The organism is Pantoea sp. alder81 (assembly GCF_020179835.1).
Taxonomy (GTDB): Bacteria; Pseudomonadota; Gammaproteobacteria; order Enterobacterales; family Enterobacteriaceae; genus Pantoea.
This window is the reverse complement of sequence record NZ_JAIUDA010000011.1, coordinates 27,897-40,882: the sequence shown is the minus strand read 5'-3', so window position 1 is coordinate 40,882 and position 12,986 is coordinate 27,897. Positions and strand designations below refer to the sequence as shown.

The following is a 12,986-nucleotide window of genomic DNA, read 5'->3' as shown; positions in this document are numbered from 1 at the left end:
CTGATTACAGTGAATGTGTGCCACAGCGGTTAAGCGTTATGCCCTTCTCCGGGTGGCGGCGGTGAGATGTTCACTCTCCCATTTGAGAACGGTATTCCAGACAGCGGTCAGTGAGATATCCATCTGTTCGGCAGCAAGCAGCATCAAATCCAGCCCCTCGTCCGTTTCACTGCGCAGTGTTTGACTGCCATTTGCCGCCCAGATTTCCCATAGCTCGGTACTCTGTTCCTCGCTGAGGACGGTTCCCCGGCCTGCACGCACTTTTATGCCCGCGATCCTGCGACGCGCGGCTACGTCATTACTCATCAGCCCGAAGAAATGCTCCATCAGTTTGATTGAGCCCCCCAAAGCAAGCGCACGGTCAATCCGTTGCTTTCGCGTCTGTTCCTCCCTGGCTTGCGTCATCAGCCTTGCCAGATTGTCCTGATTTATCTGGAATGAGAGAACCGAGACCTCACTGTTGACGATGTAATGAATATCTTCAATGGTCACATCCTTCAGCGTGGCGATCTCTTCAGATGTCAGACCCATTTTGTCACAGCGGCGTATAAAGCCGTTTTTCAGCTCCATAACCAGGTCAAGCAGGAAGCCATTCGCAGCCCGGGATAGGTTCGTGTTCATCAGTTACCCTTCATTTACAGGAACAATTGACGCAGCACCCTTGCGCTGCAGTTCGCGGAGGCGACGAAGGATCCTGATTAGCCGAAACACCATCAGAGTTTGCTCGTCATCAAAAACAGGCGTGGCTGAATCAGATGACCCGATCAGCAATTTAAACGTTAAGTTCACAGAGTCCCGACAAGCCGTATCGTCAGCCAGGGAAGCGAGGAATAGGGGCACAACTTGAGCATCATCTATAACCCCTGAAAGCCGATAACCAGGCTGTAACGTATTTTCACTGGCGGGTTCTAACGCGTCACCACAGCCATGAGCGCTGGCGATGTCCCAACAGAGGCGCCATGCATTACTTTGCAGGTGCTCAATATCGTCCTGTAAGGCGCTGAGATGCCAGAGTGAATAGTTATCTGGCGTAGCCACTGGCTGAAGGGGATCATCAGGACATTGGGTGGCAGGAGTTTCATCGTTTACCGAAAAGGATGAAACTTCAGAATCGCTGATTTCAGCGGGAGTCTTAACTTCAGTGACGGTATCTCGCGGACTGCTTTTCATCAGGGAAATGTCATCTGATGGTTGCTCATCCAATGGTTCAATAAGCTCACCGGCATCATCATTTGCCTCTGTTGACGAGGTGGCCGGCAAAGCGGGTGAAACGGCTATGGTGATGTCTTCAGTAGGTTCCACTTTTGCCTTATCAGCACCGCGCAGCTCCAGTAACCAACCATCGTAGTCAAGGTCATCACATGGAAAGGCCGTATTCAGATCACCAATAAGTTCATCAGTAAACATATCCAGTGACCATAGTTCAGGATCATCAAATTTCTGGCAGCACTGCCCAAACACACTCGTGAAATTGCTCTCGGTACAGGCATCTTTATTTAAATGATATTTATCCCAGACTGTTTCAGCGCTATGGCGCAGCTTGATCAGCTTTCTTAGCTCACGACCACCAAACCCCGATCCCAGCAAAACAGGCATCCACGGATAGATGTTTGTCACCACATCTTCCATACGGCTTACGCTTGAAAAATGTACAGGCAGGCCGTTACTGGTTAGTTCAGCGGCGAGAGTGCGCAAAGAGATTTTTTTCCCACGTTGTTCTTCAAGCAATAATCTCGCTTCACTGACAGAAAGGGCCTTATCAATAAAGGTAAGCTGCCCATGGGTTTCATTTTCTGCGAGATGTCCCGTAATGCACTGAAAACGGCCAGGCCAGGGTTTTTCAATACAGGTCATATGAAAGAATCGCTGATCTCCGGTTTCATCCCAGAGTTCACGCATGATGGTGTAACGCGTGTTCCCCCCATCACTGAAAGTCCACTTTCCTTCAGGAATACGGGGATCACGCGTCACAAACGGTACTGAATTGAGCCCCCGCACGCGAATAGATGCTTTCAAATCCTCGAACAGGGGATTGCGGCTTTTGCGCGGATTATCAGGATTCAGACAGAGTTCATCAAGAGTGAAAATTCTGGCCAGACTTTCATCACTGCCGGGCTGTGTTTCAACATGCTGTAATTGACTCATTTGCCTGTGCTCCTGAAATCATAACCAAAGTCATACCCGCCCTCAGAATATTCACTGAAGAGAGTAAATCTGCCGTCAAACTGGGTTTTAATGGTGCCCGTAGGTCCCTGACGTTGTTTGCTGATGATGATTTCGGCCTGCCCCGGATGGGCAGTATCAGCGTGGTAAACCTCATCGCGATAGATGAAAGCAATAAGGTCTGCATCCTGTTCAAGCGCACCCGAATCGCGAAGATCACCATTGTTAGGACGTTTATCCGCACGCTGCTCGACCTGACGGTTGAGTTGAGACAGCGCAAGGACGGGGCAGCCGAGTTCTTTACCCAGCGCTTTTAGCGATCGCGAGATTTCGGCGATTTCCTGGGTACGGTTCTCCATCTCCGGACAACGGATAAGTTGCAGGTAATCCACCATGATGAGAGAGGGCTTACCGTATTTGCGGATATATCTCCGGGCCCGGGTGCGAAGCGTGGCCGGTGTTTGACTGCTGTTATCATCAATAACTAATCGCTCTCGCCATTCAGCCATCTCCTTCGCACCCATGCTGATCCTACCCCAGTCCTCATCACTGAGATTACCGCTGCGAAGGCTGCTGAGTTCTACCCTGCTGCGCATGGACAGCATCCGCATCGCCAGTTGGTCGGTTGGCATTTCAATGCTGAAAATAATCACGCTTTCTTCCGGCCGGTTCAGCAACGCACCGATACTCCAGCTGAGTGCCAGCGAGGTTTTTCCCATGGAAGGTCGCGCGGCGAGGATGACCAGATCACCCGGCTGAAGCCCGCAGGTCATAAAATCAACTTCGGCCATTCCTGTGGCAGTGCCGGTAATACCATTGTCCGCTGCGGTGGCCACTTCAAGCTTGCTCAGTAACTGGTCAAGCGCCTGCAAAATTTCGGTTTCGCACTCGTTTGCGTGTTGCCCCTTCTCACTAAGTGTGAAAAGTGCTTCCTCAGCCTGGGCGGCAACATTTAAAGAGCTCAGTCTGTTACCCCTGATATCAGCCAAAAGCGAATTGCCAATGATCTGCAACTGTCTCAGCCTGCTCTTTTCGAGGACGATGCTCGCATAGGAAAGTATGTTTGCTGCTGAAGGCGTGTTTTTACCGATCTCAGCCAGGTAAGCGAATCCGCCCGCCGTCTCAAGCCGTCCATCCCGTTCAAGCGTTTCACTGAGAGTAATGAGATCGAACGGTTGTAGCCGGGATGCCAGGGCGCTCATTGCACGATAAATCGCGCGATGAGCGCTCACAAAGAAATCATCAGCGGTTATCAGCAGGTTAATATCGTCCCATCGGTCATTATCAAGCATGAGCGCCCCCAGGACACACTGCTCAGCGTCGGTATGATAAGGAATGGCTAAAACGTCTTTCAGCTTTTCAGGCATGAGTAATTTCCTCCACACATAGAGTGGATTCGTGACAGGTGAGTAACTAAATGGGCCGTTATCGGGCGGATGACTGAGTAGACAGTTCTTCTATATATGCATCCAGATAACGATCAATAAGGCCCTGAACAATTTTGCTGGCGGTGACGACACGGCCAGAATGGTGAGTGAGCCTGACGGCACAGTTCTCAGTTTTCATACGTCTGGCTGGACCTATGTAAACAATTGGCGAGGGGCTTCGGGCGTCTTGGTCTGAGGACATGGTCTCTCCGGCTTTAGTTAACGTGTGGATAGGTACTTAACTCAAATATGCAGGAGCAGGCATTTGCATTCTGCATTTGATGTCATCCCTTATGCTCAGCATCTGCACTAACCATGCCTGAAACGAAAATTTGCCCCGCCTCATGAAAACTCTCACAGTTCAGATGAAACTTTGTGAAAATACTTAACGTTATATTTATAAAGTCTTTAAATATTACCATCACTTAAGACTTTCGTGCAAATATTTCCCATTAATTGGTATTTATTCCCACAACTAAACCAAAGATTTCCTTTAGAATCAGTTGTATTGATTTCGCTAAAGGCTTGCGCATGCTTGACACAATTGAGAAGAGGCTGAAATGTTGCCGTGCGGCGACAGGGACTTCACCTCAGGAAGTGGTGAACTACGTTCAGCAGCAAGATACTGAACTCTCCTACACGACTTACACCCGCTGGGAGTCTGGTGGCACGGTTCCAACCCGACGTATTGATGTGATCAATCTGATTGCGGATTTCTTCAGTGAAAGTGGTCTTAAAGTTGAGGGGAACTGGATTATGACAGGCGAAGGATTTCCGCCACAGTTCACTGAATACACAAAGCTGGATGAAGACACCCTCTTCATACTGGCCAGTCGCCAGTTGCCCGACGTGGAACTTATCCAGGTTGGTGGGACCTATGGGGAACCTTACGTTAGTTTCGGAGAATTCTGTATTGTATCGAACGAGCGAACTCTGGACCCTAATAATAACAAGCTATGCCATGTAAGGCACAAGAATGGCTTGATCATAGGGGTGGTCAAAATAGTCGACGAGGACAGCGTCACTATTGAAGGTGTAAAAAGCACGGCCATTAAGAAAGAAGAAATTCTCGAGTGCCGGAGAGTAAAGTGGATCCAAAAGAGGTAAAACTCAATTTTCACCGCTGCAGTACAGAAGTAATAAACTTTCTGAACAAGATGGAGAAGACTACCTACATCTCTACACTTCTTGTTCAAAATAATGCCATCTCCGCTCATCAGAGCAATGGGTATGCTGAGTGGGACAATAAATTTTATTATGAAGGAAAGTACAAGGACAGCCTTCTGATAAAAATAGGCATTGAACTCACCAAGATAAAAAAGGGTGACGTCAGTACAGTCGTCTGGGATGACGCACTCAGAAACGAAAAAATTAATGTCATTGATGAGCAGCGTCGGGCTCACAATATCTACCATGGCATTAGTTTTATCTATGGAGTGGAGAACGATATGAGTATGGCACTCAATATCTGTACCGGGACTGACACCTCGCAAAAGGAATTTGAAAACCTGATACTGCCAATGCGGTTTGCACTGCTGAATTACTTTAAGGATTTATGATGTTTACCAAAACCTATTCCGTAGACGAAAAGCACGTTGATTTTCAGGGCGTTGTGGATGGTCTTTATTATCCCTTCTATATGGAATGGACGCGCCACGCGTTTATGAAAGAAGAATTGGGGCTGGATCTGGAGCAGGAGTTCGCTGAAGGTCGCCTGCATATGATCCTGGAATATACGCTTCGCTTTAAGAAGAGCCTGCAGAAAGATGATGAAATGCAGGTAACATGCGCCCTGCAGGCCAATGAAAAACGCAGTCGCGTCAATTTCGTTCAGCAGATACTGGTAAACGGTACCCTTTATGCAGAAGCCGTATTCACGGCAACCTGTATCGCTAACGGCAGACCGACCGTGCCTGACGCAGTGAAAAATGCCATTCCAGCCTGAATTTAAGAAGGGGCCTTTAAAGGTCCCTTAATTAATTTTCAATCAGAATATAACGACTATCATGAAGTTTACTTTCCCCTGAATAGCCAAGTAAAGAAAGACGAATTAAATATCCACTTCGCTTCTGATACTTACCTTCCAGATCTACACTTTCATATATTTTTACTCTGAAAAAACGCTTGTCGTTACGCATATGTAATATTCCCATTTTTTCGAAGGATGACTGTACAGCCTTACGATCTTTATCCACCCCAGTAGCATCAATGAATTTAAACACCGTCCCCGGCAGAGATATAAACATAAATCCACTTACCGCATGTAGCAGGCTGTCCTGATAGTTCACGCTGAGCGTTTGATTATTTACAGACTCCTTAATCCACTCTAAAAAGTGCTCACCCGGATTGCTTACTTCATTCATAACTGAAGCCGTGGAAATATCTCCGTTTTCATCTTTATCACTTTCAGTGTCAACGACCGTATCCAGCATGGACTCAATGACAGGAACATCATCATCTTGCTTTGCGTTGGGTATGAGTTTCACACATTCAGCGGGAACCGCGATTATATGTTCGTCAGAGGTCTGCACCGGATTCACATCAACTGGAATGACCGGGGCCTTTTGTTCCGTATCATCATTCACATCAAGGGCCGCCGGTTCAGCTGCATTGAACATGCTGAGTAGCAGGGAGGTGTCATCATCAACTGATGTTTTTTCAGTCTCAGGTTGTTCATTCGTTGAACCGTAGTTTTCTGAAAGTGCAGATGACAAAGCAATTGGACCCTCTGATGCCGTTAGTTGATGTTCTGCCTGCCCGGTCGAATTATCTGAGGGCAGTTTAGCAGCACTTTCGGTTCCGACATCAGCAAGCGCTGAGGCGGCGCTGAGCCTCCCGTCTGGTAAAATGATTGACGGCTGTGGCTGTTCGGTGACTGCAGATGACACGACTGAAGCCACTGAATGCAGGCCCACAGATGCTGCGCTTACGGGCGAACCGCTGATATCCCGCGCTTTATCGAGAATATCTTTAATCAGTGGCATGGCCGATGCCTCTCTGACTGCCAGCGTCGCCATCACCTGCATAGCCTGGCGATCCCCGCTTAGCCAGGTGACACCGTCGTCCGGTAGCAGCCTGGAGGCCATCAAGGTTGCCACGCGGGCGTGATCGGCATGATTAACCCGAAACCGAAATGGTGCTGCCGGTGGCACCATGCCAGGCATCCAGCACTGACCGTCCAGTAATTCGCCCTCAATACGGGTCAGCAACGGCAGATGCGCGGTAAGCGCTGACCAGAAAACAACCGCATTCCAGAGCGCATTCTTTGCGGCCTGCTCTTCTGGAGCGGCGCCGGGTGGAAACATATGCCCTTTTGCCAGCCTGACGCTGCAGGCAGTAAATTTGAGGGTGAGGTCGATAAATCCGCCTTCTTTACTCCATTCACCTTCCCCGGCGGCCGGCACAACCTGCACGCACTCAGCGAGTTTTTTCAGCGGCGCCATATACAGCCGGTTATAAACGTCCTCCGGCAAAGAGGTGTTATCCCAGATTTGCCTCATCAGTAGCTTACGATGCGGTAATGAAAGGAGTTGTGCGGCAGACTGCGGCGCAAAATATCCCGATGGGATCCTGTCGCCAGCTGGCGCTGACTTCGCAGTGGTTTTCCCCCCGGACAAGCTGGCAATGAGTTTACTGAACATTTTTACTTCCTGATAATGCCGGTTTATTGTCACAATTCGATGCCAATTCTGCGCGAGTCGAATTCGTCTCGACCGGTGTTTCAGAGGCTTCATTCAGCTCCTGCAGGCAGCCGGTTACGATAGAGAAAGGCGTTAAGCGTGCTCAGCGCAGACCGTGCCAGCAGCCAGTGGCGCGTATTGAGCAGACGTGCAATATCCGTGACGCGAAGGGATGTGGCGAGTCGCGCCTGAAAGTGCCGGCCAAACCCCGGCCACGCCAGCTGATGAAACGTTTTACACTCCACGTTATAGGGAAATCGCCGCTCGGATTCCTCGCGTATAGCGCGGTTATAGGCAAGATAAAGCATGCGTTCACCGGGATTTGCCAGCGCGTAAGCCTCAAGCGTGGATGTTTTACCCGTGCCGGCAAATGCCGTCACGACAAGCTGTCTGCCTTTCCAGGCAATTACCTGTGCCTGCTCCTGCGTGGGTTGCATGTGAGATGTTCCTCCGTCAGCGTCATGTCATGCACCATGCCCTGCCGGTAGTTTGGTATCCATCGCAAACTCTATATCGATTTGCAAAAAAAACGCCTCCAGAGAGGCGTTATGGTCAGGCTGCGCGTTGCGTTGCGCGGCCGAGTTTTGCTGCCCACCTGCCGGTGTAATGCAGCGGAGTGTAAAGCGTCCTACGACGTTCAAGCGTCAGCGCGTTTCCGGTCACAACCTCAGCCGCGATACCGCATAGCGAGAGCTGTATGTAGGACATATTGGCGGCCAGCGGATCAACGTCCATTACCGACACCCACAGCTGCTCTGACACCGTATAACCGCGCTGTGCGAACTCTTCAGCAAAGGCGATGACCATGCAGCCCGCGCCGCTGGCAGGTTCCTGCAGAGTAATGAAATCCTGAGCCTGCATCAGCGCATCGATGCCGGACAGCTGCACCGATGCCATCATCCGCGAGGCGTCCCACGGCGTGAAGAACTGGCCGCGATACTTATCACACAGCTCAAGCTCCATAAAAATGCTGCCGAGAAAATCACAACGTTCCTGGTCGAGCGCCATCGCGACGTGACCCAGTAACTCAGCCATCCGGGTGACGTCTTCCTTCTCGTAGCCGGCAATTATGCTCAGATACTGCTTTTCCAGCTCTGCATCGTGCGCAACGCCGTTGTGCAGCGCAATCGCCGCGCAGCTGACGAAGTCTTCAAACACCTTGTGCCGGTGATGATAACGGGCCGTGGCGTTGAAAAGCGCGAGGAATGCTTTGCGATGGTTGGTAGAAGTCATGCGTGTTCTCCATAAAAAAGGGGAACACGCCCCTGAGGAAGTGTTCCCCTCAGGCTGTGTGGCAAGCCTTACGGCTCACCTTTTTTGGTTACCAGCTGTACGTGATGAATCCCTCAGCTTCCGGAGCCCCTGATTCGAAAATCAGGACTTCCACGGCGTCCGAACGCATCACGGAAGCGATCAGGCGTCGGGCCTCTTTCGATAACCCGGCCTCTTTAAGCCGCAGAACGCGCGGTTAACCGCAGCAGATAGCCCCCACCGACATAGTGGATCCACTCACCGTATTCGACTTCACGGGTCGTGATTTCATCCAACAGCGCATTGTCGTCTGCGCTGAGATGAGCCGTAGAAATGACGCGGCAGCGCAAATACTCGCCATTGCCACTCATGCCTGTGCCGTCCGCTGTACGGGCATTCCGGCCTGTAAGTCATCGGATTCAGCTGCCGGCACAAGATGAAGCCCGGGCCTGCCGTCGTCCAGCTCGTCAACAGTCGCCTCAGCGCTGCAGACGTGCTCGCCCCGATCGTAACAGTCATAGCCATCCAGTTCGTGAGCGGGCTCGCTGTACCAGTGGCGAATCTCACAGTCAAACGTGGAAGAAAGCGCCGCAATCACCTCTCCTGCCGGCGGAAACCAGGCGGAATCAAACGACAGTTTTATGCTGCTCAGTCCTTCACGCTGCCAGCTGACGTTATGACCTGCGGGCCACTCCATGCCGTACTGACGACAGTAAAAACTGCTGGCCGTAGACATCCCGGCAAGCAAACCTCCGCTGCCGTTCAGCTCAGCGGCAAGACGACCAGGGATAATCTGCAACATATCGCAGGGCTGGGCCCGATCAGGCAACTGGCTCAGCCGCTCCCAGCACTGCCCCGGTTCAATTTCCCGGGACAGGGTGGCAACACCAAACCAGTCCGCATAGCGCTCCTCAATGAGTCGCGCGATATGCGTGCGCGATACCTCCGGAATGCTGTCCCAGCGGATCACATCGATACCGGACTGATGGTAAATTCGCTCGATTTTACGCAGGTTCTCACCGTCAAGCGGTACATCCCTGCGCAGCAGATCGAGCCACTGATCAAACGCCAGATTTGCCGGCGTGCCCTGTCCCGTCCCGCTTTGCATCAGCGCGGGAAACGGCGGAAATGACTCCGTTTTGACCGGGCGTAGCAGTCCGCCGCATCCCGCCAGAAACAGCTTTATGCTGCGCATGACGGCGTGGCGATACAACGGTACGGCTTCGCCAGTGATCCACTCTTCCATAATGCCGATGAGCGCGGATTTTCCGGTGATTTCTAAACGGTTATGGCACCAGTCTGACATGGTTAATTCCTCTTTATATGAAAAAAGAGGGCACTGTCCCGTGAGGGTCAGTGCCCTCACGGGACGGCAGCGCGATAATTCAATGCTGCCGGGTTGGTGTGTTACGCAGCCTCAGCCGCGCTGTCTTTTAACTGCAGTAAAAACTCAGAGGCTTCCCTTGCCTGCCGGCAGGCACGGAAAAGCGCTTTTTTGTCGGACTTCAGGACTTCAAGCCACGATTTTATGTAGCTGTCGTGCTGAACATCGCCGAAAACGCCGAGCTGAGCACACAGAAACGCGCTGCCCATTTCGGCTATCAGTTCTTCAAAAGCATAAACCGGATCGCCGAACTTCTTCGCCGATTTGGTTATGCCTTCACGGTTCAGTCGTGACTCATGGCCTGTGGCATGAACCACTTCGTGCAGTAGCGTGCTGAAGTAATCGGCGCGGCTGAAAAACTGCTCCGCCGTCGGCATCAGTATTGAATCAGTGTGTCTGGCGTAATAAGCGCGGTTCTGTAATTTGAACTGCACCTTAACGCCCGCCATATGCACAATCTCACATATCCGTTTCTCCGTCGGCCAGTCGATCGTGCCGGGGTATTCGGTTACGGGAGATTCATGTGTTAAGGCGGCGACACCTTCCGGTAATCCGTCACACTGCTCAACGTTAAACAGAAAGTTAGGCTTTATCATGGCCCGCGATTCCATCAGTGGCTTGCCTTCAGCATCAAACAGCTTGTTTCCGCTGAGATCTTCAGCCTGCTTTTCAAACGGCCTGAAGATAATGGCCTCTGATGACGTTTCGCCTTTGCGGACCTGTCCGCCCAGCTCCTGCGCCTGACGATACGTTACCCAGCAATCGGTGCTGTACCCCTTTTCCTCAGCGGCCAGCCACAGCAGCAGCACGTTTACGCCGCTGTATGGCTTACCCGTTAAGGCATTAACCGGTATCGGACTTGAAGCGGCACAGGTGCCGACGGTGTGCCACGGTTTTTTCCAGGGCGCAACGCCGTTTTCCAGAGCCTCTACGATGCGGTCAGTGACCTTCTGGTACAGATCGACGCTCTCAGTTTTCTTCGTGCGACGGGTTTTGGTTGGTTTAGTCATGGGATGCTCCTTAGATGAAAAAAGGGCGCATCCCATCCCTGACGGGCGAGAAATACGCCCGTCAGGGATGGTTGTTAACACACCGAAGAAATAATTTTTCCGTCGGCGGTTATGCTGTTCAGCCGCAACCGGAGTTGCTGCCTTGAAAAATAAAAGTTGTGGCGATCAAACCGCTTACTGTCTGTAAATATTGCTTCTTCAAGCATGGATGCTGCCGAATCGAACCACCCGGCCCGCTCTTCATCGCTGCGGCATTCAAGAAAATCCGAAGTCCGCATTACATCCATCCTTTGCCTCAGCAGCGCAAGCTTACGCTCACTCAGCCAGCTGATGGTTTTGCGTTTCAGCTGGTATGCGGAGCGAACAGACAGAACAACCACTTTGTCATCGGCCGCCATCGCGCTGAAAAAGGCAGGGTCATCAACGATGAGCCCGTATTCTTCAGAGATGTGACCAAATTTAAGTTCGACCTGCACGCCCGGATCGCTACTGCCACCGCTGTATTCAAGCGCATGTATCCGCGCCTTACGGTAGAAAAGCTGACCGGGTAAGCCGTTCTGAAACTCAAGGAACAAACCTTCCTGCGAACTTATAACCAGTCTGACCGACATGGTCTGATGGTATGTATCGTGAAACAGCTGCGCGAGCGCGTTACTGTCGAAAGTAAACATAGGATCACCTGCTGAAACAGCGGGATCTGCCTCCTTCCGGAGAGCAAATCCCGGAAGGGTTGGTAAATGCGTCAGTCGTTGTGCTGTTGGGCAAGCCAGAGCTCAATACCTGATATCGCTTCCCACTCTTCAGTGGTGACCTGCTTGCCGGGTCCGGACGTTTTAACCAACAGCAGGTGTTCAACCGCGCCAGGTATCACGAACGATGCCGGAATGTCTTCGGGTGCTTTGGTAAACATATCCATGTTCCACGCCAGCCATCGCTGTGCGAAACGCCAGCTCTGTGGGCAGGAACTGGTTATGTGATAGCAGCCGGGGCATATGTTATGCAGAAGAACCAGCACGATGCGCACGAATAAATCCTGCCTGCATCGCTGACTCTCAACCTTGCGGTACGGTTGAAAATCATCCGAAAGCGTCTGCCTGAGGTAAAACGGATTGCAGCAGTAGCCTGCACTGTCCTTATGGTTGAACGTAACTGAACCTTCATCGTCAAACAGCTCAGAAGCACGGTTCATCTCAAAACCCAGCGGCTTATATGGCCGGAGCTGAGCGGGAAGAAGCCAGAAGGCTTCTTTGACCACCTCGGTAAATCGGGACCACTGTTCCGCGTTTATGGACGCCCCTTGAACCAGCTGGTATACGCCCGGAATGACCAGTGAATCGATTGAGGTCTGTGTCATGGTAAATCTCTAGTTCAGAGGGGATTTACCGCCCGTAGGGACGTAAATCCCCGATGGGTTAAAGTTGAGGTATTAGCGTTTGTCGGTTTTCAGTGCCTCAAGTGTGAACTCAAGCTCTGAAACCAGCTCCCAGTCTGCCGTTGTGAATGGTCGTTCACCGCCAGACACGCTTCTGATAAGCAGCTCATCAGCCGCGCCGGTGATAAACCCATGTGTGCTGAAGGGCTCAGGCGCAGCATGATCTGAAATCAGCTCATGCCGTATTGCCCAGCGAGCAGGCAGAGACCAGCTGACGCCGCCGGCTGATGACGATATTTCGTAACAGCCCTCACAATGTTGATACAGCAGAATCAGCACTATTCGCGTGAAGAAATCGAGGGGTTGCCCCTCTGTTTCAATACGCAAACCGGGGCTTAAATCCTGAGTCAACATCACGCCTCTGGATACGTAATTCCCTTCGTCTTTTCCGGCGAAAGCAAATATCTCCGGAGAAGGAAACATCATGGCCGCGCGTTGCATACGCATACCATTGGTGGGCGAGCATGGACGAAGATGTACCGGCAGCAGCCAGAATGCTTCTGTGACCGCCAGTGTAAAACGGTGCCACTGGCTCGGGGATATCCATCCGGTCTGCTTCACGTTATAGGTGACGTGCTGAGGCGGTACGGAGATTGGTGTCATGATAAATCCTCACGGAAACGGGATTTATCCCCCTGA

The 12,986-nt window shown here is 51.5% G+C and carries 13 protein-coding genes and 2 pseudogenes; 3 read left to right on the top strand and 12 right to left on the bottom strand.

Annotation, left to right across the window (positions count from 1 at the left end; genetic code table 11):
- Window positions 1-36 precede the first annotated feature (36 nt).
- Genes LBW88_RS23275 through dnaB-PI form a run of 3 tightly spaced genes read right to left on the bottom strand, consistent with a single transcriptional unit; the run spans window position 37 to window position 3,530 of the window.
- Window positions 37-621 (bottom strand): DUF2857 domain-containing protein, encoded by a 585-nt coding sequence (locus LBW88_RS23275; protein ID WP_224934855.1) that lies wholly within the window; start codon window positions 619-621, stop codon window positions 37-39.
- A gap of 3 nt (window positions 622-624) precedes the next feature.
- Window positions 625-2,145 (bottom strand): ParB family protein, encoded by a 1,521-nt coding sequence (locus tag LBW88_RS23270; RefSeq protein ID WP_224934857.1) that lies wholly within the window; start codon window positions 2,143-2,145, stop codon window positions 625-627.
- A complete protein-coding gene (dnaB-PI, locus tag LBW88_RS23265; protein ID WP_224934860.1) occupies window positions 2,142-3,530 on the bottom strand; it encodes an SPI-7-type island replicative DNA helicase in 1,389 nt (462 codons plus the stop codon). The genes LBW88_RS23270 and dnaB-PI overlap by 4 nt, the downstream gene beginning before the upstream one ends.
- A gap of 591 nt (window positions 3,531-4,121) precedes the next feature.
- On the opposite strand from dnaB-PI, the gene LBW88_RS23260 reads away from it, so the two are divergent.
- The 3 genes from LBW88_RS23260 to LBW88_RS23250 are packed head-to-tail and all read left to right on the top strand — an operon-like array spanning window position 4,122 to window position 5,535.
- Window positions 4,122-4,697: a hypothetical protein gene (locus LBW88_RS23260; RefSeq protein ID WP_224934862.1), complete on the top strand. Its 576-nt coding sequence runs from the start codon at window positions 4,122-4,124 to the stop codon at window positions 4,695-4,697.
- Window positions 4,679-5,149 (top strand): hypothetical protein, encoded by a 471-nt coding sequence (locus LBW88_RS23255; RefSeq protein WP_224934864.1) that lies wholly within the window; start codon window positions 4,679-4,681, stop codon window positions 5,147-5,149. Before LBW88_RS23260 ends, LBW88_RS23255 begins: the two co-directional genes overlap by 19 nt.
- The gene (locus LBW88_RS23250) at window positions 5,149-5,535 is read left to right on the top strand and encodes an acyl-CoA thioesterase (RefSeq protein WP_224934866.1); all 387 of its coding nucleotides are present in this window, start codon (window positions 5,149-5,151) and stop codon (window positions 5,533-5,535) included. The genes LBW88_RS23255 and LBW88_RS23250 overlap by 1 nt, the downstream gene beginning before the upstream one ends.
- 31 nt (window positions 5,536-5,566) lie before the next feature.
- Here the strand turns inward: LBW88_RS23250 and LBW88_RS23245 are convergent, their stop codons facing one another.
- The 9 genes and pseudogenes from LBW88_RS23245 to LBW88_RS23205 form a co-directional block, all read right to left on the bottom strand.
- Complete coding sequence (locus tag LBW88_RS23245; RefSeq protein WP_224934868.1) at window positions 5,567-7,231, bottom strand: TraI domain-containing protein; 1,665 nt, start codon at window positions 7,229-7,231, stop codon at window positions 5,567-5,569.
- Between the two features lie 122 nt (window positions 7,232-7,353).
- A pseudogene (locus LBW88_RS23240) lies at window positions 7,354-7,707 on the bottom strand (DNA helicase); the annotation flags it as partial.
- 115 nt (window positions 7,708-7,822) lie between these two features.
- Entirely contained in the window at window positions 7,823-8,503 is a 681-nt protein-coding gene (locus LBW88_RS23235; protein WP_224934870.1) for an N-6 DNA methylase, read from the bottom strand.
- Window positions 8,504-8,591: 88 nt separating this feature from the next.
- Window positions 8,592-8,892, bottom strand: a pseudogene (locus LBW88_RS23230) (DUF5983 family protein).
- Complete coding sequence (locus LBW88_RS23225; RefSeq protein WP_224934872.1) at window positions 8,889-9,827, bottom strand: DUF1281 domain-containing protein; 939 nt, start codon at window positions 9,825-9,827, stop codon at window positions 8,889-8,891. The pseudogene LBW88_RS23230 and the gene LBW88_RS23225 overlap by 4 nt, the downstream one beginning before the upstream one ends.
- Before the next feature lie 101 nt (window positions 9,828-9,928).
- Window positions 9,929-10,915, bottom strand: a complete 987-nt coding sequence (locus LBW88_RS23220; protein WP_224934874.1) for an ArdC family protein — start codon at window positions 10,913-10,915, stop codon at window positions 9,929-9,931.
- 74 nt (window positions 10,916-10,989) lie between these two features.
- Window positions 10,990-11,586 carry a hypothetical protein gene (locus LBW88_RS23215; RefSeq protein WP_224934876.1) on the bottom strand — a complete coding sequence of 199 codons (597 nt, stop codon included), beginning with the start codon at window positions 11,584-11,586 and terminating at the stop codon, window positions 10,990-10,992.
- Between the two features lie 71 nt (window positions 11,587-11,657).
- Window positions 11,658-12,269 carry a hypothetical protein gene (locus tag LBW88_RS23210; protein WP_224934878.1) on the bottom strand — a complete coding sequence of 204 codons (612 nt, stop codon included), beginning with the start codon at window positions 12,267-12,269 and terminating at the stop codon, window positions 11,658-11,660.
- 72 nt (window positions 12,270-12,341) lie between these two features.
- Window positions 12,342-12,950: a hypothetical protein gene (locus LBW88_RS23205; protein ID WP_224934880.1), complete on the bottom strand. Its 609-nt coding sequence runs from the start codon at window positions 12,948-12,950 to the stop codon at window positions 12,342-12,344.
- Window positions 12,951-12,986 lie beyond the last annotated feature (36 nt).